This window comes from Bradyrhizobium sp. PRIMUS42 (assembly GCF_023006515.1).
Lineage (GTDB): Bacteria > Pseudomonadota > Alphaproteobacteria > Rhizobiales > Xanthobacteraceae > Bradyrhizobium.
In genome coordinates this window covers 1-942 of sequence record NZ_JALBGZ010001284.1, presented here as the reverse complement: position 1 = coordinate 942, position 942 = coordinate 1, and the positions used below count along the sequence as shown (strand labels likewise).

The 942-nt window shown below is 66.2% G+C and carries 2 protein-coding genes; one reads left to right on the top strand and one right to left on the bottom strand.

Features of this window, described 5'->3' with window-relative positions:
- Positions 1-553, top strand: a 553-nt coding sequence (locus tag MOV75_RS39735) for a TetR/AcrR family transcriptional regulator (protein WP_247008308.1), incomplete at its 5' end; no start/stop codon positions are given.
- 174 nt (positions 554-727) lie between these two features.
- Here MOV75_RS39735 and MOV75_RS39730 read toward each other — a convergent pair.
- On the bottom strand, positions 728-942 hold a 215-nt coding region (locus MOV75_RS39730), incomplete at its 5' end, for a hypothetical protein (RefSeq protein WP_247008306.1).

Here is a 942-nt window from a genome sequence, read left to right as displayed (position 1 = left end):
CGATGGGCTCGCCGGTCTCACCTTGCGCGCGGTGGCACGCGAGGCGGGCGTCTCGCACGCCGCGCCGACCCATCATTTCGGTGACCTCACCGGGCTCCTCAGCGAACTCGCGGCCGTCGGTTTCCGTCAGTTCAACGCCGCGATGTCCTCGTCCTCGGACGCCGCCACCACGCCGCTCGAATGCGCACTGGCGCGGCCGAAAGCCTATGTCGCCTATGCGCAGGCTCATCCCGGCATGTACGGCATCATGTTCCGCACCGAGCGGCTCGATTATTCGAGACCCTCGCTGCACGAGGCGGCTGAAGCCTCCTTCGCCGGGCTTGCCAACGCCGTCGGCATGATGCGGCAGGAGCAGATCAGCGGCGACGCGCTAACGCTGAACCAGGGCGCCGCGATCGCGCGCGCCTGGTCGATGGTGCACGGCTTCACCACGCTGCTGCTGGACGGACGGCTCAAGGACATCCTCGGGCGTCTGCCCGAGGGAACGACGGCCGAACGGTTGCTCGAGGCGATGCTGACCGCGCCCATCAGCGGAAAAGTGCCGGGGCCCTGATCATCTAGACAACGCAACCCTTGCCGTGATCAGGCGTTGACGCGCCATGGCAAAAACATCGCGCGCTCCCTGGAAACGCTCGAATCCTCGCAAACGGGCCGGCAAGGCCTCCAAGCATCTCAGTCCCGCGCAGAAATCGGCGGCGAAAGCGCGCGCCCGCCGCGCCGGCCGCCGCTATCCCAATCTCGTGGACAACATGCGCGTGGCAACGAAGAAGAAGTCCTCCAAGAAGACTTCCAAGTCAAAATCGTCGAAAGCAAAGTCGGCGAAGAAATCTGCGAAGAAGGCCCGCAAGCGCACCGCAAAGAAGACGGCAAAGTCATCACGCAAGCGCGGCGCATCCGCGCGCGAAAGGGACCCGCGCGGCGGCCTGACCGCGGCGGGCCGCA